The organism is Puia sp. (assembly GCF_036500295.1).
GTDB lineage: Bacteria > Bacteroidota > Bacteroidia > Chitinophagales > Chitinophagaceae > Puia.
Map to the genome: position 1 here is coordinate 379,510 of NZ_DASYCH010000003.1, position 21,513 is coordinate 401,022.

Below are 21,513 nucleotides of genomic sequence, written 5' to 3' on the forward strand. Positions count from 1 at the left end.
TAGAACATTGGCGGAGTTGTGTAGGGATAAATTGCAATTATTTGCAATTTTTGCACTGATTTGGCTACTATAGTCAAAGACCGACTTGATTAATACCCATTTCTGCAAATATTTTGCAATTATTTTTTTCATGACGCAAATTTTGCGGTATATTCGGTTCGTGGATTTGCAAAAATTGCAGATTCGGTTACCAAAACATAAAACAACTGCTCATGACAAAATTCCAACTGACCCTCCGGGGCAGCCTGCTGGGCTTCTGCTGGCTGCTTGTCTTCTACAGTCAGGCTCAGTCCTCCGATCGCCAGATCAGGGGTATCGTAAAAGGACCCGATGGCACGGGACTCGCCGGCGCCACTGTTGCACTTGCTTCCAATAAAAAAACTGCCACTGCCACCGACGCGATCGGTGCATTCACACTGAAGCTCCCTGCTTCATTGTCCGGCGTCCTGGAACTCGAGGTCAGTTCGATTGGATTCGAGACCCGCCGGGTGACGGTTCAGCGGGGACAGGCGGATATCGCGGTGGTGTTGGATAATAACAAATCGTCGCTGAACGAAGTGGTGGTAACGGCACTGGGGATCAACCGCGAGAAAAAATCGCTGGGTTATGCCGTGACGACGGTGAAAGGGGATGAATTCACCCAGGCCCGGGAAAATAATATTGCCAATGCGCTTTCGGGAAAGGTTGCCGGTGTCAATGCCGCGGGTCTTTCTACAGGTCCGGGCGGCTCCAGCCGCGTGACCATCCGTGGTAATGGCACGCTCGGTCCCGACAACCAGCCCTTGTATGTGGTCAACGGGATGCCGATCGACAACTCGGTTCCGGGCGGTGCGCCGACTGTCAATGGGACCACCAACAATATCGACCGTGGTGATGGGATCGCCGGGATCAACCCCGACGATATCGAGTCCATCAGTGTATTGAAAGGGGGGACGGCCGCCGCGCTTTATGGCAGCCGGGCCAGTAACGGGGTCATCCTCATCACGACCAAGAAGGGCCGTGCCCAGCGCGGGGTCGGCGTCGAATACAATTCCACCGCGACGCTGGAGAACGTGGCCGTCATTCCCGATTTTCAGTATACCTACGGCCAGGGATTGGATGGGGTCGAATCCACCGATCTCAGCAGTGCCCAGGCTTCGGGTCGTAAATCCTGGGGGGCGTTGATCGACGGCAACACCAACTACGTGGCCGTTGATGGACAGAAACACCCGTATACCGCCAAGAAGAACAACCTCCAGAACTTCTATCAGACGGGTTCCACCTTTACCAACAGCATCGCCTTCTCGGGCGGCAATGAGCAGACGGTCTACCGGTTCTCTGCAGCCGATCTCACCAGTAACGGCATCCTGCCGAAGACGAGCTATGACCGCAAGACCCTCAATCTTTCGCTGACCAGCAAACTGACCGACAGACTCTCCATCGATGCATTGGCGCAGTACAATCTGGAGACCGGCCACAACAGAACCGGCGCCGGCGACGCACTCGGGAATCCGAACTGGACACCGCTGGAGATCGCCAATACGGCCGATGTCCGCTGGCTGAAGCCCGGTTATGATGCAAGCGGTAACGAACAGATCTGGAATGATGCCTCCATCGCCTCCAACGGATATTTTGTCATCAATAAGTACCAGGAGAAGGATACCAAGAACCGCTTCATCGGCCAGGCTTCGGTTTCCTACGAGCTGCTCAAGAATCTCGTGATCAAGGGGACTGCCAGCGAGGACTTCTATAATTACAACTACTATAATATTCTGCCGACGGGTACGCTCTATGAGCCCAATGGGCAGTACGCGGGCATCAAGACCGATCTGTCCGAGTTCAACGGCCTTGTCACCGCGTCGTATAAAGGGAACCTGACAAAGGATATCGGGATCTCGGCCGTCGCGGGCGCCAATAGCCGTAAGAACCAGGAGAACCGGCTGACTCTGAGCGGACTTAACTTCACGATCCCCTATTTCTACAGCTTTATCAACCTCAGCTCACAGTCTACCATACCCTATTCTCCCCGGATCGGGACCAATTCCCTCTTTGGATCGGTAGACCTCGACTTCAAAGGCCTTTTCTTTCTCAACCTGGGTGGCAGGGAGGACTGGTTCTCCACGCTTAGCCTGAAGAACAATCATATTTTCTATCCCAGCGTCGGCGGCAGCTTTATCCTTTCGGATGCCGTCAAACTGCCGGATTTTGTCAACTACGCCAAGCTGCGTGGTTCCTGGGCCCAGGTGGGTGGGGGCGCCCCCGATCCGTATTCGATCAATCTTACGTATAGCAACGTGACCAGCACCGGGGCCACTTTGCAGAACGTGACACCCGACGTCAACGGCAACAACGTCATCACCAATCCCAATCTCAAGCCCTATACTTCCACGACCTATGAAGGCGGCCTTGAAATGCAAATGCTGAACAGCCGTCTGGGTATCGACTTCACCTACTACAACCGTCAGACGACGAACGATATCGTCAACACCGCCATCTCCACCACTTCCGGTTACAGCAATGTGATCCTCAACATCGGCGAACTGCGGAACAGCGGGATCGAATTACTCCTTACCGGCAAACCCGTCAAGACCACCAATTTCGGCTGGAATGTCAGCTATAATGTCGCTTACAACTCCAACAAAGTGGTACAACTGGCGCCGGGTCTTCCGCTGATCCAGATGGCCGCCAGCGTCAATTCCTGGGCGACGCTCGATCAGGTGGTCGGCAGGCCGTTCGGCACCATCCTCGGGACAAAGATGCAGCGGGATGCCAAGAGCGGGCAGATCATATACGACCGGACCACACATGTCCCCGTATCGACAACGGCTACCCAGGTGCTCGGCAACAGTGTCGCGCCCTATACGATGGGCCTGACCAATGAGTTCCGCTACAAGCGATTTAACCTGAGCATCCTGCTCGACGGAAAATTCGGGAATAAGATCTTTTCCATCTTCGAGCTGTATGCCACGCGTATGGGCAAGCTGAAGAGCACGCTGCCCGGTCGCGCCAGCGGGCTTGAGCTGAAAGGGGTCGACAAAGCGGGTGCGCCCTACGACACGGTCATCACCCAGGCCAACGGAGTATTGCGCAACTACTACGACAATAACAAGAGCTATTCCGAGTTGTTCCTGCATGACGGCAGCTTTATCAAGCTCCGTCAGGTGATCTTCTCCTATCAGTTGCCGATAAAAAATATCTCGACGTTGAAGATACAGTCGGCCAATATCTCTTTTGTCGCGCGCAACCTGTTCATCCTCTATCGCAAGACCCACAACTTCGATCCTGAGCAAAGCTTTACCAACAGCAACAACCAGGGCTTCGAATCCATCGGGCTTCCCCGCACCAGAACCTATGGGCTGAACCTTGCGGTGAAGTTCTAATAAAACCAAACATAATGAAAATGCAAAATATCAATAAAGGGATCCTTTTGGCAATGACGGCCGCAATTGTGTTGTCGTCCTGCGACAAAGGTTACAAGCAGCTGAACACGAACCCGGATGCGGTAAGCGCGCCGACTCCGCAATATGTCTTCACCCTGGCCGAATATTACGGCGCCGGCGCCGGTGGTCACTATGGCGCCAGCTCTTCCGATCTGCTGCTGGGGACCATGCAGTATACCACCAGCTATAACGACGTAGCCGGTTTTGGGTCCAAATACATTCAAAGCCAGGTGCAGGCGACGGCTTCTTCGTTCAGCGCCGCTTATCCGGACGAGATCAACCAGCTGAACATCGTCATGAAGGCGGTGAGATCGGATGCCTCCAGGATCAACCTGCTGTCCATCGCGAGGATCTGGCGGGCCTATTGCTATATGCGCCTGACCGATCTGTATGGGGACATCCCTTACTCCGATGCCGGTCTTGGATATGACTCCGCGGTTTATAAGCCTTCCTATGACCAGCAGTCGGCCATCTATCCGAGTCTGCTTGCCGAGCTGGATGCTGCTGCGCAAGGCCTCGACGCCACCAAGAGTTCGTATGGATCGGCCGATCTCCTCTATGGCGGCAACCCGGTCCAGTGGAAGAAGTTTGCGTATTCGCTGATGTTGCGGATGGGGATGCGGCTGACGAAGGTGGATATTGCCGCGGCACAGAGCTGGGTGACAAAGGCACTCGCGGGTGGTGTCATCACCCAGGATGCAGATATTGCCAAGATGAGCTATATCCCGACGGGACAGGACATCAACAAGAACCCGCAGATCCTGAATCTTTGGAACAGCGACTATATCGCACAGGATGGGCAGAAGAATACTGAGGGCGGGAAATACCAGGCCTCCTGGATCAGTTATCTGCAATCCACCAACGATCCCCGGCTGCCGATCATCTCCGTGGTCTGGGTCAACGGAAAGCCGGATACGACGGCTTCCAAGCAAAAGGGGATGGCGTCCAACATTCCCAACAAGCTGCCGGCCGATTTCGTCACCTACAGCGAACCCAATCCCGCGACTGTGCTTGGGCTGGGCTCGCCGAAACTTCTTTTCACGGCGGCAGAATCCTATTTCCTCATGACCGAAGCGGCCTTGCGCGGCTGGTATAGCGGCGCCACCGCGGCATCCCTTTACACCCTGGGTATCCAGGCGGCCATGCGGCACTGGTCCATTATTGCCGGCAGTGCGGGGACCATCGATCCGGCCGCGATCAATGCCTATATCGCCAACAACGTGCTGGTGCCGGGAACGCTCGATCAGCAGTTGAAGCAGATCTACACCCAATTCTGGGTGAGCATCTTCCCGAATGCGGATGAGGTATACAACAACTGGCGACGCACGGGATACCCGGCCCTGGTGCCTAACAACTACCCGACGAATGCTACGGGCGGACAGATATTCAGAAGATTTGAATATCCTATTTCCGAACAGAATCTGAATACGGACAACTACAATGCCGCTGTCAGCCGGCAGGGACCGGATAATCTCATGACGAGGATCTGGTGGGACAAACAATAATCGGATCCCATGGAAAACAAAACCACAGCAGAACAGATAAGCCGGCTGGGGCTGAGCCTGCCGCCGGCGCCCGCTCCCGTGGGGGTGTACAAGCCCTACCTTATCGAAGGCAAAACCCTCTATCTCTCCGGTCATGGACCTGTTCAAAGCGACCGCAGTCTGATCATCGGCCGTATCGGCCGCGAACTGGATATGGAACAGGGAAAACTTGCGGCCCGTCAGGTTGGGCTCACGATGCTTTCCACGATCGTCACGCATCTCGGGAGTCTGGACAGGATAAGGCGGGTGTTGAAGGTCTTTGGAATGGTCAACTGTACGCCGGAGTTCGAGCGGCATCCCTATGTGATCAATGGGTGCAGCGAGTTGTTTGCTTCGGTGTGGGGGAAGGATCATGGGATCGGAGTGCGCAGCGCCGTAGGGTTCGGATCGTTGCCCGACAATATCCCGGTGGAGATAGAGGCGGTGTTCATGTTACATTGACATTTTTTGTGGGGCGACCAAAAATTATTGTGTAGGTTTGAGTAGTGAAAAACAAGATCGAACTCGTTGCCTTTGGCGAACTGATGTTGCGGCTTCATGCCCGCCAGGACAGGCGATTCGCGCAAACCGACGGCTATGATGCCTATTATGCGGGGGCCGAGGCCAACGCCTGTGTACTGTTATCCCGTCTGGGGGTAGGGGTGGATTATGTCACCATCCTTCCGGACAATGATATTGCCAGGACGGGGGTGCGGCAGCTGCAGGGACAGGGGGTGGCGACGGATCACATCGTCTACCGGGGAGAGAAGCTCGGCGTTTATTTCACCGAGCAGGGCAACGGCATCCGGCCCACCCGGGTCATCTATGACCGGGACGGTTCTTCCTATGCCAGGACAGGGCCCGGGGTTGTCAACTGGGATGTCTGTCTCGACGGGGCATCCTGGTTCCATTGGAGCGGGATCGCCGCGGCGGTGTCCCAATCCGCGGCCGATGCCACTGCCGAGGCGCTGACCATCGCACGGAAGAAGGGGTTGCGCATCTCTGCCGATTTCAACTACCGGACCACCCTCTGGAAATACGGTAAGCATCCCCGTGAGGTCATGCCCGGGCTTTTACAGCACAGCAGCGTGGCGGTAGCCGATCTTGATTCGGCGGCTGTCTATTTTGGAATAGAGACGGACCCGGCGGCCTCCTTCGAGGACCGGTTCGGGGTATGCAGCGCGGCGCTACGGGAAAAGATCCCGGGGCTGGAGGTGCTGGGGATGAGCTTTCGCACGCCTCACGGCATCCAGCATGGCTATTTCGGCGCGCTTTTATACAAAGGCGAGTGTTATTTCTCCACCCGTCATGAACTGCCGTTTATCACCGATCAGATCGGCAGCGGCGATGCCTTCACGGCGGGAATGTTATATGGACTGATGCGCGGGCTTTCCCCGCAGCTGATCATCGAGCATGCCGCGGCCTGTGGGGCCCTGAAGCAAAGCATCGAAGGGGACTGGGCGCTTATCACACCCACGGAGGTGGAGCAATTTATCTTACACGGTTCGACGGGCCGTATCATCCGTTGATATTCGGAATCCCATTTTATGTTTATTATCGACGCACATTTGGACCTCAGCATGAATGCGATGGAGTGGAACCGCGATCTGCGGCTGCCGGTAACCGATATTCGCCGGCGGGAGGCAGGGCTTACCGACAAGCCCGACCGGGGGAAGGGAACGGTTTCACTACCCGAGCTTCGCAGGGGCGGCATCGGCCTGGTCGTTGCCACGCAGATTGCCCGTTTTGTCGGGCCCGGCAACTCGCTCTCCGGATGGCATTCACCCTGGCAGGCCTGGGCCCAGACCCAGGGACAGCTCGCCTGGTACAAGGCGATGGAAGCTGCCGGTGAAATGGTGATGGTCAAAGACCGTGCGTCGCTCGAAAAGCAGGCAGCGGCGTGGATGGAAGAGCGTGAGCCGCAAGGCGGGGAAGACCGCCGGCCTGTCGGCTATATCCTGAGTCTCGAGGGCGCCGATTCGATCGTCACGCCCGACTATCTGCAGCGGGCCTATGAATATGGGCTCAGGGCGGTAGGGCCGGCGCACTATGGTCCAGGCAGGTATGCCAACGGCACGGACAGCACCGGCGGTCTTAACGCGGAGGGGAAGATACTGCTGCGGGAGATGGAACGATTGGGGATCATCCTCGATGCCACGCATCTGTGCGACGATGCGTTCTGGGATGCGATGGACCTGTTTAACGGGAATATCTGGGCAAGCCATAACAACTGCCGCGCGCTGGTGGATCACAACCGGCAATTCAGTGATGAGATGATCCGGACGCTGATCGCCAAAGGTGCGGTCATCGGCGGCGCGCTCGATGCGTGGATGATGGTCCCCGGTTGGGTGAGGGGGACTTCTACGCCTGAGGGCACGGGCTGCAATCTGGAGAAGCTGATCGATCATGTCGATCGTATCTGCCAGTTGGCAGGGAACACCTGGCATGTCGGCATCGGAACCGATCTCGACGGCGCGTTTGGGAAGGAGCAGTGTCCCTATGACCTGGAAACTATTGCCGATCTGCAAAAACTACCCGATCTCTTCATCAGAAGGGGATACAGCCGGGAAGATATTGAGAACATCCTCCATGGCAACTGGCTTCGCTTCCTGCGCAATGCCTGGAAATAAACAGCCCTACTGTACCGGAGTCATCTTCAGACAAACCGGGGCGGGGATCTCGAGCTGCTTACCGGTGGGTGACAGCATGCCGGTCGTTGGATCGATCTTAAAGATGACCACATTCTTACCGGCCTGGTTGGCCGCCAGCAGCCAGTGACCCGTGGGGTCGATCATGAAATTGCGGGGCCATTTTCCCATCGTGGATTGAAATCCTTTTACGGTCAGCTTCCCCGTCGCGGGATCGATAGCATAGATAACGATGCTGTTGGCATCGCCACGATTGGAAGCATAAAGGAATTTTCCGTTGGGGGATATGTGGATGTCGGCGCTGCCGATATCACCCTTGAATCCATCAGGGAGGGAGGAGATATGCTGAATGGGAGTGAGCTTGCCGTTGCTGTAATGAAAGGCATCCACCGTCCCTGTCAACTCTTCGATGACATACGCATAGGGTTTGGTGGGATGGAAGGCGGTATGCCGGGGACCAACGCCGGGTCGAAGGCTGACGACGGAGTCGGTGGCGGGGTTAAGCGGTTGCCTGGCGGAGGCGGCGTTGAAGCGCAGTACGGAGAGCTTGTCGGTTCCGAGGTCGCAAACGACGAGATATTTTTCATCGGGCGAGAGGATGGTGGAATGGACATGGGCTTTCTCCTGCCGGCCTTTGTTAGCGCCGCTGCCGGTGTGTTGAAAGGTCTGGGCCGCGGGCTCGAGAGATCCGTTGGCTGTGATGGGCAGCGCGGAGAAATTCCCGCCGCTATAGTTGGCAACCACCGCCCATTTGCGGGAAGCATCGACGGAAACATAGCAGGGATCGGCGCCGCCGCTTGACTGTTTGTCGATAAAGGCCAGCTTTCCGGTCTTCTTATCAAAAGAAAAAGCGCTTACGCTGCCCGGTGTTGCTCCATGGGTCTCGCCGACGGCATAGACGAATTTTCCGCCGGGCGCGACAGCCAGGTAAGAAGGGTTGGTCGTGGCCATGGTGCTGACCGGTTTGGCCTCGCCTGTGGCTGCATTGAAGGTATAGACGTAGATCCCTTTGCTACCGGCGGCCGCGGGGCCTTCGGTGTAGGTGCCGACAAAAAGATAGTATTGCTGCGAAAAACCTGCGAAGGACAGCAGCAGGAGGGTGGTTGTGATAAGGAAACGCATCCGGTAGCTATTGATTTTGTTAGCGAAATGTTTCAACCGAAGATAAGCCAGATTGCGTACTTTTAATGATAAAACTATTTACATCATGCGCAAGATTCATTTTCTTCCCGCTGCGTTGCTCATCGGAATGGTTGCCTGCAACAATGCGGACAACAAGGCAGCGGCGGGTACGGACACGGCCAAATCAGCTACTGACACCGGGATGGTGATGGCCCACACCGATTCGACCCAGGCCGTCCCACCCTTACCCGCAGTTCCTGCAGGAGCAAAGGTTTTCTTCAAGAACCTCAAGAACGGTCAGACAGTTGCCTCGCCTCTAAAGATCGAGATGGGGATCGAAGGGCTGAAACTGGATACGGCCGGAGCGATCGTTTCCGGCAGCGGTCATCATCATCTGTTGATCGATGCGGGTGACTCGATTCCCGCCGGCCAGGTCGTGCCGAAGGACGCCACACATCTGCATTTTGGCAATGCTCAATCCGCCACCGAAGTGAAACTGGCTCCCGGAAAGCATGTGCTGACCCTGCAATTTGCCGACGGCATCCACCGGAGCTATGGCGGCAAGCTGGCAACGACGATAAACGTCACTGTAAAGTAAGATAAAGTCCCTCCGGGCATCTGAGCCCCCCGGCAGCGCCGGGGGGCTCCCTTTTTCCCCAACAGACAACCCGCGCAACGAAAAAGCCGTAAGTGTTGTCATGGAGGAGAAATCTCCTTATAGCTTGAGTCACAGCCTCAAAAAAATGAAATCAATGAGAAAGAGTTTGAAAATTCCGGGTTGTTCTATCCTTTGTTTAGCTGTTTTAGCATTTGCCTGGACCGGGTGTTCGAAAGCCGGTTCCTCGACGACCGTGAGTGCGGTTACGTACCTTTCGCTGATCCATGCCGCCCCCTACGCCGGGGCATCCACCGTTTACCTTAATGACACCCTGATCACCCAATCCACCGGAATCAGTACTGGGGCCTTTTCACCTAAATACGGCACTATCCGTCCAGGGTCCTATGCGGTAAAATTCAAAAAGGCAGGGGTTGACAGCCTGTTCGACCAACTGGGGGCTTCCAGCTATGATACGCTTAATTTCTATACGCTGCTGCTTTATAATGACGCGAATAAGGCTGCGCATGCGATGAAGATCTTCGACGACTACAGCGGCGTCGCCAACAGTGGTAGTTCCTACTACCGGTTCTTCCATCTGGCGCCGGATCTTCCGGCCGTAAATGTCTATTTTAATGGAACGAAGATGGAATTCAACCGGACCTCGGCCGACAATGCCATTTCCAGCGGACTGAATGCCTTTCAGCCGATCCAGCCGGGCTCTTATGTCGTTGCCGTGAAGGACGCCAGGACCGATAGCCTGATCGTGCAATCCCCCGGGATCAATATGATGTCCGGGAATCCCTTCACCATCTGGGTGACGGGTACAAAGGCACAGAACAATCTATCCATCAATGTTTTCCAGGCCCAGTATTAATTTAAGGTAGAGGATGAGGCCCCGCGGATTATTTCAATGATCCGGGGAGTATCTTATGTATTTTCTTGAACATGCTGATAAAGGCGCTGACCTTTTCGTAGCCCAGCCGGTAGGCTGTTTCCGTGACGGTGATCTTTTTCTCCAGGAGTAGCCGCTTGGCCAGTTCCATTTTCTTTTCCAGGTAGTACTCGTACATGGTCTTGCCATAGACGGCTTTGAAATGCCGTTTGAGGGTGGATTCGCTGAGGGCGAACTCCCGCGCCAATTGTTTTTGTGAGGGAAGCATGTCTTCAAGACTTTGGAGGAGGCGTTCTTCTACCTGGCGGATGGTTTGGACGTGCCAGGTTTTCAGCATCGCCGGGCGGTGGGGGTCGGCGGTTGGCCACCGGTTGATGGTGCCGGAAAGCAGGAGCAGCATTCGGGCGCGTAGCGAGAGCAGGTTTATCCGGGGTTCGTCCAGGCAGGCGACAATCTCCTTCAGCAGCCGTTCGTCAGCGGAGCGGAGTTTATCGGTGATCACGGAATGCGGGGAATCTATCAGAAACTGCTCAATGGCATGTATGCGTTCTTCCATTCCGGCGAGATTTTCCTGTAACCATTCCTGGGTCATCAGCAGCATAATGGAATGGGTGAGCGTGTCCTTTGGGAGGCGGACGGAGAACCTCGCGTTGTTGGAGGAAAGGTAGAGGCTATTGGCTTCGAGGGAAAGAACGGATTGCTGATCGGGCAGCGTGAGCTTCAGCGTTTCGGGCAGCAGGAGGAAGCCGAGAGAAATGATGGTCTCGCTATCCGGTTGACGGGGAAGCCGGATGATCTCCAGATCGTCATGGTAGGAAAAATGGGCATAGCGGACAAAAAGTCCTTCCTCCAGGGAAAGTCCCCGGATGACGCCTTCGCCCTCCTGCCGGGGCAATTGAAGCGTATGTTGGATCACCGGAACAGGCAGCTGTTTGGATAGGGCGATAAAGCCCGATTCGAGGTGGTCGTCCCTGACGATCAAATTTCGCATAGATAAGCACGGAACTAATAATTCCCACTTAGGTACGAGAAAATCCGGGATGCGGATTTTCTGCAGGACAGAATCACAGTTATTTGGTTACCAGCCGGAAGGCATGCCGCGCATCCCCATTCCTGGCCGGGGGCCACCTCCGCCGCCCCCGCCCCCTGCTCCGGGTGTAGCGTCGATGAATACTCCAACGCTGAAATTCTTTTTACCGGCTTTGGAGGCCCAGTCGGGACCCAGGATATTCTTTAGCGGGATGATCTCTTTTCGCCTTTGGGATCGAAATAGAGGGTCATGCCCGACCGCAGCATACGCAACTGCGCGGCTTCGTCGCCGGAAGAGACACAGACATAGAGATCCTTGTCATCATTGGTGACGTTGTATTGCATCGTGAATCCGCTATTGAGCCACCCTTTCCCGGTTGGAGAAGCAGCGAACATGGGAGGAATTTTACCCCTCAAATTAGCGCATAAATAAAGAGGGCCGGCGTCTGCCGGCCCTCTTTATTGTTATTAATTTGCTATTGCTTCTTCCGCGTAAGAGCTCACCGGTTCGCAGGTGCAGATCAGGTTGCGGTCACCGTGCGTGTTGTTCACGCGGGCGACGCTGGGCCAGAACTTGTTCTCGCGGACATACGGCAGCGGGAAGGCGGCCTGGTTCCGGGTGTAGGCATGTTTCCATTCCTCGGCGATGATGACCTGTTGTGTATGCGGGGCATTCTTCAGTGCGTTGTCGGTCTTGTCGGACTTTCCTTCTTCGATGGCGCGAATCTCTTCATAGATGCCGATCAGGGCGTCGCAGAAGCGATCGAGCTCGGCCTTGTCCTCGCTTTCCGTCGGTTCGATCATGATCGTACCGGGGACGGGGAAGCTGAGGGTAGGGGCGTGGAAGCCGTAGTCCATCAGGCGTTTGGCCACATCTTCGGCTTCGACGCCGGCGCTGGCCTTGAAGGGACGCAGGTCGACGATGAACTCATGGGCGCAGGTTCCGTTGGCTCCGCTGTAGAGGATCTTGTAATATTTTTCGAGCCTTGCCTTCATATAGTTGGCGTTGAGGATGGCGTATCGTGTGGCATTGGTGACGCCTTCCGCTCCGAGCATCTTGATATAGGCATAGCTGATCAGCAGGATGCTGGCGCTTCCAAAAGGTGCGGCCGATACGGCATGGCCCGAGGCGCCGGTTACTGCCTGGCCGTTGCCCGCTGCGCGGCGTTCAGCGTCGGTGCCGTGCACATGCGCCGGGAGATAGGGTTTCAGTTTTGCGGTGACGCAGATGGGACCCATGCCCGGGCCGCCGCCGCCATGAGGAATGGCAAAGGTCTTATGCAGGTTGAGGTGACAAACATCGGCGCCGATGTGTCCGGGGCTGGTGAGGCCGACCTGGGCGTTCATGTTGGCGCCGTCCATATAGACGAGACCGCCATTGTCATGGATCGTCTTGCAGATATCCCTGATGCTTTCTTCAAACACGCCATGGGTGGAAGGATAGGTAACCATCAGCCCGGCGAGTGTATCCTTGTATTGTGCCGCTTTCTCTTTCAGGTCGGTGACATCGATATGTCCTTCGTCATCGCTTTTTACCACGACGACCTTCATGCCGGCCATGATCGCGCTTGCTGGGTTGGTGCCGTGGGCGGAGATGGGGATCAGCATAACGTCGCGGTGCGATCCCTTATTGGCGTTATGATAGGCGCGAATCGTCAGCAGACCGGCATATTCGCCGTTGGCGCCGCTGTTCGGTTGCAGCGAGGTGGCCGCAAAACCGGTGATCTCGCTGAGCCATTGTTCGAGTTCGGTCAGGATCTGCCGGTAGCCTTTCCATTGATCAGCGGGCGCAAACGGATGCAAACCGCCAAACTCCGGCCAGCTGACGGGGATGAGTTCGGAGGCCGCGTTGAGCTTCATCGTACAGGACCCGAGGGAGATCATGGAGGTGTTGAGCGAAAGGTCTTTATTCTCGAGACTCCGCAGATAACGCATCATCTTTGTTTCGGAGTGATAGGTGTTGAATACCGGATGGGTCAGAAATTCCGATACCCGGGTAACCGCGGAGGGGATATTGGAGAGCCGGTCATCGACGTCGAAGGTTGCCGACACAAGCGACGTACCCGTCAGCTGGCCGAACACCGAAAGGATATTGATGACGTCTTCCTGGGTGGTCGTTTCGTCGAGGGTGATACTGACTGTTCCCGCGGGTGAATAGAAGAAATTGATGCCATGCGCATCCGCGGCGTCGCGCAGGGCGATGGGATCTTTTACTTTGAAATGGAGGGTATCGAAGTAGGATGTATTCAGGTTGGTAAAGCCCATCGCCTCCAGTTCGGCGGCGAGGGTGCGGGTCAGCAGGCTTACGCGTTTGGCGATGGCCGTGAGACCTTCCGCGCCATGGTAGACCGCATACATGGCCGACATGTTGGCCAGCAGCGCCTGCGCCGTGCAAATATTGGAGGTGGCTTTTTCGCGTTTGATATGCTGTTCGCGGGTCTGCAGCGCCATCCGCAGGGCGCGGTTGCCCTGGGCGTCGATGCTTACGCCGATTATCCGGCCCGGGATGCTGCGTTTAAAATCGTCTTTCGCCGTGAAGAAAGCGGCATGCGGCCCGCCAAAACCCATCGGAACGCCAAAACGCTGAGAAGAGCCTACGGCTACGTCCGCACCCAGTTCTCCCGGCGGGGTCAGCAGTGTGAGGGCGAGAAGATCGGTGGCCATGACCACGAAGGCGCCGGCGCCGTGCACCTGTTGGATGAATGCGCGATAATCGGGTATTGAACCATCGCTGGCCGGGTATTGAACGATGGCGCCGAAATAGGAAGAATCGATAGCGGCCTTCCGGAAATCGCCGACGACCAGCTCGATCCCAATGGGCTGTGCCCGGGTGAGGAGCAGGTCCTTCGTCTGGGCGAAGATGTTGCTGTCGACAAAGAATTTGGGGGTGGTGACGTGATCGTGATCCCTGTTCTTCAGGTTAAAGAACATGGTCATGGCTTCCGCGGCCGCGGTGCCTTCATCGAGCAGCGAAGCGTTTGCAAGGGGCAGGGCGGTCAGATCGGAGACCATGGTCTGGAAATTCAGCAGGCTCTCGAGGCGGCCCTGGGAGATCTCTGCCTGATAGGGGGTGTACTGGGTATACCAGCCCGGATTCTCGAAGACGTTGCGAAGGATCACGCTGGGTACGATGGTACCATAGTAGCCCTGACCGATATAGGATTTGTAAACTTTGTTGAGGCTGGCGATCTGCCGCAGGGTTCTGAGATAATCGTATTCGCTGATGGCGCCGGGGAGATCGAGGGGTTTCCTGCTGCGGATCGAGGCCGGGATGGTCCGGTCGATGAGTTCGTCCAGGGAGCCTATCCCAATGGTTTTCAGCATTCCAGAGGTTTCTTTTTCGTTGGGGCCAATATGGCGCCCGGCAAATTCATTCGCTTGCTGTTCGAATAGATTCATATAAGAGGTTGACCTTTTTTAGCTTTTTGAAAACAATGCGCAAAGGTACAACGATGCAAGGATAATTCATTGCAAATTGGCGAGCGGTGGGGAAGAGGTGAATAAATGAAAAATGGCCGTCCCTACTTTGACAAATTGGGACTGGCCATTTTTCTTAAAAACCCCTAAACCCTAAAAATTGAATGCTAAACTATTCGTGCGTAGGCATGAATGAATTGCACAACAAAAGTACCCCGCTAACCATTAAAAGCAGAGCAGAATATATTAAAAGGAAATTAAAATTGAGGATCGGTCCTAAATTCCAGATTTTCAATGGCTTCCGTCTCGCGTATTTGCTCGCTTGTCTGCCGGCTTCCGTCATGGCTCCAACCGGGAGGGCCGAAGAGATATTGCCATTTTTCCTTCCAGCCGATATCCTCCCTGGCGAGGTCCTTGCCGATGGCCTGCCATTCATGGAAGATTATCCCTGCGGGATCGGTCTTTTCGGCCGGCTTGGTGAGGCCATAGCGGGTGGGCTGGTATTCTTCCGGGGCCAGTTCGGGTTGGAAGGTGCCGAACAGCTGGTCCCAGATGATCAGGAACATGCCCATGTTCTTATCGAGATACCGGGGATTGGAGGCATGATGTACCCGGTGGTGGGATGGAGTGACGAGGATATATTCCAGCCAGCCCATCTTGCCGATCAGCTCGGTATGGACGAAGATGCCCCAGATCTGAGTGGCCGAATACATGAACACGATGTCCAACGGCTTGAAACCCAGCAGGGCAAGGGGGATGAAATAAACAAAACGGTAAAGTGGCTGGAATACGGAAGACCGGAAACCGACCGTAAAATTCATCTGTTCGGACGAGTGATGCGTCACATGCACCGCCCAAAAGAACCGGATCTCATGATCCCAGCGGTGCAGCCAGTAATAGAGGAAGTCCTCGGCCAGCAGGAGCAATAGCCAGTATGAGAAGACATTGCTGATGGACATCCAGTGGTGCTGATAGGCAAATTGCAGGACTACGAGGTAGATGCTGCGGAAAAGCAGATCGATGGCGCCATTGAGCAGCATCAGGTAGAGGTTGGAAAGGGTATCTTTCCAGGTGTATGCTTTCCGATGGCGATAATTGGTGAGCAGGAGCTCGAGACCGATGATCACGAGATATATCGGCGTACTTACCAGAATGAGTATTTGTTCCCGAAGGTTTTCCACGTTCTAAAATTAGTGCAAATAACGCACCTTTGCAGCTGTGTATTGTAAGGATGTTGTTAAGTACGTGCAAAACTCTATACATGAGCGATTTATTGAATAACTGGGAGAAAAAATCGAAAGATCGCCAGAAGGAATACAAACGGCTGCTCGAAAAAGCGGGGAAGCCGGCTGTGCGCAACCAGGTGTTGCAGCGGCTGCCCGAACTGCATGAGGAAGCCTTTCAGCGGATCGATTGTCTGCAATGCGCCAATTGCTGCAAAAATTATTCACCGCGGTTCAAGACCCCGGATATCAAACGCATCGCCAGGCATCTGAAAATAAAGGAAAGCGAACTGATCGAGCGTTATCTGCGGCTGGACGAGGACGGGGATTATGTTGTCCGGTCGACGCCCTGTCCCTTTCTTGGCGCGGACAACTATTGCGGCATCTACGAGGTGCGACCTTCCGACTGCGAACGCTTTCCGTACACCGATGAGGACGTCTTTGTCCGCCGGCCGGCGCTCACGCAAAAAAATTCCAGTTTTTGCCCGATCGTTTATTTTGTTTTGGAGCGGCTGATCACTTCCCTGCCGTGATCTCGTCGTAGGTGGCGCCGAGACCATTTGCCAGACCATCGCCCTGCCATTCGGTGACTCCGGGAATGGCTTTTTCTTTTACCAGATCGTCTTTGGACTTTCCGGCCCTGATCCAGCCGTTGACAAAGTCCAGCATCCGCGAGAGATAATCCTTCATGGCGCGCAGGTCGTCCTTGTTACCCGTGACTTTATCGGGGTCGAAGGCATGTCCAAACACAAATAAGGTATCGTTATCATATTTGGACAGCGCCTTGTCGAGGACCACGACCCAGTTGCCGACAGAGGCGCCGGCGCTGTTGTCGATAAAAGCGTAGTTGCGGTTGAACATCAGGTCGCCCATGTGGGCGATGTTGGCGTGCTCGAAATGGACGATGCTGTCGCCGTTGGTGTGGGCGGGGCCGAACCAGGCGGTGCGGATCCTTTCCTTGCCGATCTTGTAGTCCCAGCTGTCGGCATAGGTGATATCCGGGTATAGCTGTTTGTCTTCGTTCTTCCGGGTTACGGCGACCCGTTGCTGGTTGGCGAGGGAGTTGGCGTGAGCGGCGACATGCCCGACGATGCCTTTGAAGGCGATATTGCCCGCGGTGTGGTCGCCGTGGTGATGGGTGTTGATCAGCATCTCGAAGGGCTTCGCCGATTGTTTCTTCAGTTGGCCGATAAGGTGACCCGCCTGGTCGGGAAATTCCGCATCCACCACTACGATCCCCTCGGGGGAAAGCAGCCACGCGATGGTGCCTCCGCGTTCGTAGAAGATCCCGACATCATTGCGGAGCGGACGTATTTTCCAGGGGTCTTGCCGGCGGCCAGCCATGGAGGCGAGTAATTGCTGACCGGGGAGGGATAGCGCTCCCAGCGCAAGCGAGGATTGAGCCAGGAAGTTGCGACGTCTCATATGCAGGCAGTTTCGCTAAAGATAATCAATATTCCATTTTCCTGAGGCTTGGCGCTTTGAACCAGGTAGTGACCACGACGAGGATGGTCATACAGCCGCCAAAGACGACCGAAGGCACCACGCCCAGCAGCCGCGCCATCACGCCGCTTTCAAACTGTCCCAGCTCGTTGCTCGAATTGATGAACATGGAATTCACCGAGGATACCCGGCCGCGCATGTCGTCGGGGGTTTTCACCTGTACGATGGTGCCCCGGACGACGACGCTGATGCCGTCCAGCATGCCGGCGCACAAAAGGGCCAGGAAGGAGATCAGATAGGCTTTTGACAGTCCAAACACGATGATGCATAGGCCAAACCCGAATACAGCATACAGGAGAATGTAACCCTGTCTGCGGCGAAGCGGCCAGAGGGTCATGGCGATCATCATACAAATGGACCCGATATCGTCTGCCGCGTTGAGCCAGCCGAAGCCGATGGGACCTATCTTGAGGATATCGCGGGCATAGACCGGGATCATTGCTACCGCGCCTCCGAAAAGAACGGCGAAGAGGTCGAGCGCCAGGGCCCCAAGCACCTCTTTGGTGTGAAAGACGAAGCGGATCCCCTCTTTTATGCTGTCCCAGGTTTTTGTTTCTCTGGCCACCATGATCTGTTTTGGTGAGAGGCTGAATAAAAGGAACCAGGCTATAACGGCATAGCAGCCGACGACGCTGAAGCAGATGAGGTAGCTGGTATGGGCGATGAGGAATCCCGCGGTGGCATGCCCGAGCACCGAGGCAAAAAGAAAGGCGCTGGTGTTGACGGTGACCGCATTGGCGAGTTTTTCCTTTGGTACGATCTGGGCGACGATCGCCTGGAGCGCGGGACCGGCAAACGCGCGGATCACACCCGTGCAGAAAATGATCATATAGGTCAGCCACTGGACCCAGTGACTCCGGAGAGAAGCGACGAACGGGCCGAAGGAAAGCGCCAGCAGACCGGCGACGCAAAGCAGATAGAACGCAGTGGTTCGGAGCAGCAGGGCGCGTTTATCGCTTTTGTCGATGACATGGCCTGCGTACAGCGCCAGGCCGAAGGCGGGAAGGAATTCGGAGAGGCCGATGATCCCGATGGCCAGGGGATTATGCGTGATCTCGTAGATGCGCCAGCCGACGATGGTTGTCACCATTCGCAGGGCCATGACATAAAAAAAACGGGCGGTGATAAAGTTCCTGTATTCAGGAATGCGCAGAACATCCAGGGCGTTTAGTCTTCGGTCCTCCATTCGTATGTTAAGATACGCTAAGGTAAGACAAAATATTGTTGTCCGTCGTCACTATCGTTTTCCAGAGCGTCCAGGACCACCTTCAGGTGAGCCTCGTTACCCAGGAAATCGGCATTGCTCACATCGATGAAGAGGGTGCGGGTGTTGTGCTGCCGGATATACTGTGTATAGGTCTCCTGGATATTTATCAGGTAGTCGTCGGGGATAGCCTGTTCGTAGGAGCGGTTGCGTTTACGGATATTCGATTGCAGTTTGGTCACCGGGGCATGCAGGTAGATCAGGATCTCGGGCTGCACCAGTTGGGACTGCATGATCTCGAACAGGCCCTGGTAGAGCTTGTATTCCTGTTCGGGCAGGTTCACCCGTGCAAAAAGCAGGCATTTTGTAAAAAGATAGTCGGAGATGGTCAGCGACTGGAAGAGATCACCGGTGTAGACAAGCTCTTTCAGTTGTTTGTAGCGTTCCGCCATAAAGAAGAGCTCCAGCGGAAAAGCGTACTGGGCCGGGTTTTCATAGAATTTTGGGAGGAAAGGGTTGTCGGCGAACTGCTCCAGGATGAGCCGGGCATTATAATGCCGGGCGAGCAAATGCGCCAGGGTCGTTTTACCCGCCCCGATATTGCCTTCGATTGTTATAAAGTGGTACTTCATGTCTAAAGCTTTTTTACCGCCAGCGGGTCGGTGCAGTTGATCAGCAATTCCCGTACCGATACGCCGAGGACGGGATGGATATACTCGCCGGCAATCTCTGCCAGTGGCGCCAGGACGAAGCGGCGGTTTTGTATCTCCGGATGCGGGATCACCAGGCCGGGTTGACGGATGATCGCATCATTAAAAAAAAGTATATCTATATCGATGATCCTGGAGCCATATTTCTCTTTTCGCTGACGGCCCATCGTTTCTTCTACGGCCAGCAGGGTTTGGATCAACGAGGTCGCGTCGAGTCCGGTTTCCAGCAGCAGGGCCTGGTTGAGGAAATCGGCCTGATCCGTTTTTCCCCATGGCGCGGTCTCATAGAGGGATGACTGTTTACGGATAGTACCCGCAGCCGCCTGGATCTGCTCCCTTGCGGCGGTCATTGTTCCTATCCGGTCTTCTTCGTTGCCACCTATCAATAAATAGGAGATATTCATAGATTCCTTTACTTTCGGGGGCCCAAATATCTTTAATTTTGGGGATTAACAACTTCTCTGTTACATGCGAGGCTTTTTTAAAACATTTTTTGCGGCGCTGCTGGCCCTGCTGGTCTTTACCGTACTGGCGGTGTTCGTGCTGGTCGGCATCACCGGCAACCTGCTCACGCCGGGAAAACCGGCCATCGGCAGCAAAGCCGTGCTGGTCATCGATCTTGGTCAGACCTATAAGGAGCAGGCGCAGGACAACCCTTTATCCGATCTGGGCAGCGACGACCAATATGACGTACCCGGTCTGTATGATGTTATCCGCCTGCTGCATCATGCGAAACTGGACTCATCCATAAAGGGTATTTATCTCAAATGCAATAACGATCCCAACGGGTTTGCCACCAACGAAGAGTTGCGTGCGGCGATCGCCGAGTTCAAACAAAGTGGAAAATTCGTTTATGCGTATGGGGAAGGCATCACGCAGAAGGCTTACTATGTAGCCAGCGTTGCCGACAAGATCTACTGCAATCCCAAGGGTGAGGTCGAATGGAAGGGTTTTGCCACCGAAATGCTGTACCTGAAAGGGGCGCTGCAAAAGCTCGAGATCGAGCCGCAGATCTTTTATGCCGGGAAGTTCAAGAGTGCAACGGAGCCCTTGCGGGAAGACCATATGACCGATGCCAACCGGCTTCAACTGACGGAATTGCTTGGCGATTTTTACAATCGTCTTCTTTATACCACTTCCAGGGCCCGGGGCATCGATACCGCCGTGCTGCGCAAATGCGTCAACCAGAGTCTTATCCGCCGGCCGGCCGATGCGGTGGAGTACAAGCTGATCGATGGATTGCGCTATGACGATGAGGTCAAGAATGAGATCCGGTCGAAGCTGGGCGTCGATACACGTGCCTGGCTCAATTTCGTTCCGATCGGCAAATATGCCAAGGGGGTCGAGTTCAAAGCCACGGGGAGGGATAAGATCAGTCTTATCTATGCGGAAGGCGAGGTGGTGGACGGAAAGGGGGAGAAGGATGAGATCGGCTCGGACACCTATCGCTGGCTGATCCGCAGGGCGCGTTTCGATAAGGACGTAAAAGCCATCGTCGTTAGGGTCAACTCCGGCGGCGGCAGCTCGCTGGCCAGCGAGAATATCTGGCGGGAGATCAGCCTGGCGCGCAAGGAGAAACCGGTGGTTGTCAGTTATGGCGATGTAGCCGCCTCCGGTGCTTATTATCTTTCCTGCAATGCCGACAGTATCTTCGCGCTGCCCGGTACCATCACCGGTTCTATCGGGGTGTTCACGATCATCCCCAACCTGCAATCTTTTTTCAAGAACAAACTGGGCGTTACCTTTGACGGGGTTAAAACGGCGCCCGAGGCAGATATCCTCACCGCCACGCGGCCGCTCACCGCTTATGAGCGTGGGGTGGTGCAAAATGTCATCGATACCATCTATCACGATTTCAAGAGCCGGGTTGCCGATGGCCGGAAAAAAGACATCGGCTTCATCGACAGCATCGCGCAGGGGCGGGTATGGAGCGGAACTTCGGGGCTTTCATTGGGGCTTGTTGACCGGATCGGAACGCTGCAGGACGCCATCGACTGTGCGGCGCGGATGGCCAGTACGAAGGACTATCGCCTGGTGGAGTCACCCGAACCCCGGAGCTTTATCGACAGGCTGCTGGGCACCTATAAACACAATGTGAGCGTGCAGGCCGTGAAGAACGAGATCGGTGAGGACGGATATCGCACCTATTCCACCCTAAAGAAAGTGAAGAGTATGATCGGGGTTACCCAGACCAGGTTGCCTTTCGATCTGACCATTGAATAGCT

At 55.3% G+C, this 21,513-nt stretch carries 18 protein-coding genes; 9 read left to right on the top strand and 9 right to left on the bottom strand.

What is annotated here, in order from left to right; all coding sequences use genetic code 11:
- Positions 1–212: 212 nt before the first annotated feature.
- Genes VGM48_RS02225 through VGM48_RS02245 form a run of 5 tightly spaced genes read left to right on the top strand, consistent with a single transcriptional unit; the run spans position 213 to position 7,572 of the window.
- Positions 213–3,359 (top strand): SusC/RagA family TonB-linked outer membrane protein, encoded by a 3,147-nt coding sequence (locus tag VGM48_RS02225; RefSeq protein WP_331576078.1) that lies wholly within the window; start codon positions 213–215, stop codon positions 3,357–3,359.
- 14 nt (positions 3,360–3,373) lie between these two features.
- Positions 3,374–4,924 (top strand): SusD/RagB family nutrient-binding outer membrane lipoprotein, encoded by a 1,551-nt coding sequence (locus tag VGM48_RS02230; protein ID WP_331576079.1) that lies wholly within the window; start codon positions 3,374–3,376, stop codon positions 4,922–4,924.
- Between the two features lie 9 nt (positions 4,925–4,933).
- On the top strand, positions 4,934–5,404 hold the full coding sequence (locus VGM48_RS02235; protein WP_331576080.1) for a RidA family protein: 471 nt from the start codon (positions 4,934–4,936) through the stop codon (positions 5,402–5,404).
- 44 nt (positions 5,405–5,448) lie between these two features.
- A complete protein-coding gene (locus VGM48_RS02240; RefSeq protein WP_331576081.1) occupies positions 5,449–6,471 on the top strand; it encodes a sugar kinase in 1,023 nt (340 codons plus the stop codon).
- Between the two features lie 18 nt (positions 6,472–6,489).
- Positions 6,490–7,572: a dipeptidase gene (locus VGM48_RS02245; protein WP_331576082.1), complete on the top strand. Its 1,083-nt coding sequence runs from the start codon at positions 6,490–6,492 to the stop codon at positions 7,570–7,572.
- A gap of 6 nt (positions 7,573–7,578) precedes the next feature.
- Here VGM48_RS02245 and VGM48_RS02250 read toward each other — a convergent pair whose 3' ends face one another.
- On the bottom strand, positions 7,579–8,712 hold the full coding sequence (locus VGM48_RS02250) for a lactonase family protein (protein WP_331576083.1): 1,134 nt from the start codon (positions 8,710–8,712) through the stop codon (positions 7,579–7,581).
- An 85-nt stretch (positions 8,713–8,797) separates the two neighbouring features.
- Between VGM48_RS02250 and VGM48_RS02255 the strand changes: the two genes are divergently transcribed.
- On the top strand, positions 8,798–9,310 hold the full coding sequence (locus VGM48_RS02255) for a DUF4399 domain-containing protein (protein WP_331576084.1): 513 nt from the start codon (positions 8,798–8,800) through the stop codon (positions 9,308–9,310).
- 154 nt (positions 9,311–9,464) lie between these two features.
- Positions 9,465–10,184, top strand: coding sequence for a DUF4397 domain-containing protein (locus VGM48_RS02260; RefSeq protein ID WP_331576085.1), 720 nt, complete (start codon positions 9,465–9,467; stop codon positions 10,182–10,184).
- A 28-nt stretch (positions 10,185–10,212) separates the two neighbouring features.
- Here the strand turns inward: VGM48_RS02260 and VGM48_RS02265 are convergent, their stop codons facing one another.
- The 4 genes from VGM48_RS02265 to VGM48_RS02280 form a co-directional block, all read right to left on the bottom strand.
- Entirely contained in the window at positions 10,213–11,193 is a 981-nt protein-coding gene (locus tag VGM48_RS02265) for an AraC family transcriptional regulator (protein WP_331576086.1), read from the bottom strand.
- Between the two features lie 242 nt (positions 11,194–11,435).
- A complete protein-coding gene (locus VGM48_RS02270) occupies positions 11,436–11,627 on the bottom strand; it encodes a hypothetical protein (RefSeq protein ID WP_331576087.1) in 192 nt (63 codons plus the stop codon).
- 72 nt (positions 11,628–11,699) lie between these two features.
- Entirely contained in the window at positions 11,700–14,630 is a 2,931-nt protein-coding gene (gcvP, locus tag VGM48_RS02275; RefSeq protein ID WP_331576088.1) for an aminomethyl-transferring glycine dehydrogenase, read from the bottom strand.
- Between the two features lie 275 nt (positions 14,631–14,905).
- Positions 14,906–15,829 carry a sterol desaturase family protein gene (locus VGM48_RS02280; RefSeq protein ID WP_331576089.1) on the bottom strand — a complete coding sequence of 308 codons (924 nt, stop codon included), beginning with the start codon at positions 15,827–15,829 and terminating at the stop codon, positions 14,906–14,908.
- A gap of 80 nt (positions 15,830–15,909) precedes the next feature.
- On the opposite strand from VGM48_RS02280, the gene VGM48_RS02285 reads away from it, so the two are divergent.
- Complete coding sequence (locus VGM48_RS02285; protein WP_331576090.1) at positions 15,910–16,404, top strand: YkgJ family cysteine cluster protein; 495 nt, start codon at positions 15,910–15,912, stop codon at positions 16,402–16,404.
- On the opposite strand, the gene VGM48_RS02290 is transcribed toward VGM48_RS02285, so the two are convergent.
- The 4 genes from VGM48_RS02290 to folK are packed head-to-tail and all read right to left on the bottom strand — an operon-like array spanning position 16,388 to position 19,692.
- Positions 16,388–17,296, bottom strand: a complete 909-nt coding sequence (locus VGM48_RS02290) for an MBL fold metallo-hydrolase (RefSeq protein WP_331576091.1) — start codon at positions 17,294–17,296, stop codon at positions 16,388–16,390. The two genes, VGM48_RS02285 and VGM48_RS02290, sit on opposite strands and share 17 nt — an antisense overlap.
- A 25-nt stretch (positions 17,297–17,321) precedes the next feature.
- The gene (locus VGM48_RS02295) at positions 17,322–18,560 is read right to left on the bottom strand and encodes an MFS transporter (RefSeq protein ID WP_331576092.1); all 1,239 of its coding nucleotides are present in this window, start codon (positions 18,558–18,560) and stop codon (positions 17,322–17,324) included.
- Between the two features lie 17 nt (positions 18,561–18,577).
- Complete coding sequence (locus VGM48_RS02300) at positions 18,578–19,210, bottom strand: deoxynucleoside kinase (protein WP_331576093.1); 633 nt, start codon at positions 19,208–19,210, stop codon at positions 18,578–18,580.
- A 2-nt stretch (positions 19,211–19,212) separates the two neighbouring features.
- Positions 19,213–19,692 carry a 2-amino-4-hydroxy-6-hydroxymethyldihydropteridine diphosphokinase gene (folK, locus tag VGM48_RS02305; protein ID WP_331576094.1) on the bottom strand — a complete coding sequence of 160 codons (480 nt, stop codon included), beginning with the start codon at positions 19,690–19,692 and terminating at the stop codon, positions 19,213–19,215.
- 64 nt (positions 19,693–19,756) lie between these two features.
- Between folK and sppA the strand changes: the two genes are divergently transcribed.
- Positions 19,757–21,511: a signal peptide peptidase SppA gene (sppA, locus tag VGM48_RS02310; protein WP_331576095.1), complete on the top strand. Its 1,755-nt coding sequence runs from the start codon at positions 19,757–19,759 to the stop codon at positions 21,509–21,511.
- Positions 21,512–21,513: the final 2 nt, after the last annotated feature.

What these genes read in the sequence shown, in the direction of transcription:
- sppA (WP_331576095.1), top strand. Translation starts at nt 19,757, where the DNA reads ATGCGAGGCTTTTTTAAAACATTTTTTGCGGCGCTGCTGGCCCTGCTG.
- VGM48_RS02300 (WP_331576093.1), bottom strand. Translation starts at nt 19,210, where the DNA reads ATGAAGTACCACTTTATAACAATCGAAGGCAATATCGGGGCGGGTAAA.
- VGM48_RS02250 (WP_331576083.1), bottom strand. Translation starts at nt 8,712, where the DNA reads ATGCGTTTCCTTATCACAACCACCCTCCTGCTGCTGTCCTTCGCAGGT.
- VGM48_RS02285 (WP_331576090.1), top strand. Translation starts at nt 15,910, where the DNA reads ATGAGCGATTTATTGAATAACTGGGAGAAAAAATCGAAAGATCGCCAG.
- VGM48_RS02225 (WP_331576078.1), top strand. Translation starts at nt 213, where the DNA reads ATGACAAAATTCCAACTGACCCTCCGGGGCAGCCTGCTGGGCTTCTGC.
- VGM48_RS02255 (WP_331576084.1), top strand. Translation starts at nt 8,798, where the DNA reads ATGCGCAAGATTCATTTTCTTCCCGCTGCGTTGCTCATCGGAATGGTT.
- VGM48_RS02235 (WP_331576080.1), top strand. Translation starts at nt 4,934, where the DNA reads ATGGAAAACAAAACCACAGCAGAACAGATAAGCCGGCTGGGGCTGAGC.
- VGM48_RS02295 (WP_331576092.1), bottom strand. Translation starts at nt 18,560, where the DNA reads ATGGAGGACCGAAGACTAAACGCCCTGGATGTTCTGCGCATTCCTGAA.
- folK (WP_331576094.1), bottom strand. Translation starts at nt 19,692, where the DNA reads ATGAATATCTCCTATTTATTGATAGGTGGCAACGAAGAAGACCGGATA.
- VGM48_RS02230 (WP_331576079.1), top strand. Translation starts at nt 3,374, where the DNA reads ATGAAAATGCAAAATATCAATAAAGGGATCCTTTTGGCAATGACGGCC.
- VGM48_RS02265 (WP_331576086.1), bottom strand. Translation starts at nt 11,193, where the DNA reads ATGCGAAATTTGATCGTCAGGGACGACCACCTCGAATCGGGCTTTATC.
- VGM48_RS02290 (WP_331576091.1), bottom strand. Translation starts at nt 17,296, where the DNA reads ATGAGACGTCGCAACTTCCTGGCTCAATCCTCGCTTGCGCTGGGAGCG.
- VGM48_RS02260 (WP_331576085.1), top strand. Translation starts at nt 9,465, where the DNA reads ATGAGAAAGAGTTTGAAAATTCCGGGTTGTTCTATCCTTTGTTTAGCT.
- VGM48_RS02245 (WP_331576082.1), top strand. Translation starts at nt 6,490, where the DNA reads ATGTTTATTATCGACGCACATTTGGACCTCAGCATGAATGCGATGGAG.
- gcvP (WP_331576088.1), bottom strand. Translation starts at nt 14,630, where the DNA reads ATGAATCTATTCGAACAGCAAGCGAATGAATTTGCCGGGCGCCATATT.
- VGM48_RS02270 (WP_331576087.1), bottom strand. Translation starts at nt 11,627, where the DNA reads ATGTTCGCTGCTTCTCCAACCGGGAAAGGGTGGCTCAATAGCGGATTC.